A 233-nucleotide genomic window follows, 5' to 3' on the forward strand; every position below is an offset into this window, starting at 1 on the left:
GATAGAATCGCACTGATTGAAGAGAGCCTGCTACAGCTTTTCTCGATGAGACCCATTCGTGCAGGCGGTCTGCTTGAGACAAGCATGCAATACATATACGAATGCCGAGGCAGCATGACGGTTGGCTCTTTGGCAGAAAAGGTGAACTATAGTGAAAGAAATCTGCGCAGAATCTTTCAAAACGAGCTGGGAGTCAGTCCTAAGGAGCTGATCCGAATTATTCAATTTCAAAG

The 233-nt window shown here is 45.9% G+C and carries 1 protein-coding gene; it reads left to right on the plus strand.

Annotated elements, in window-relative coordinates:
• Positions 1–233, plus strand: a 233-nt coding sequence (locus SB775_RS34120; protein ID WP_410865722.1) for an AraC family transcriptional regulator, incomplete at both ends; no start/stop codon positions are given.

It is taken from the genome of Peribacillus sp. SIMBA_075, assembly GCF_046534585.1.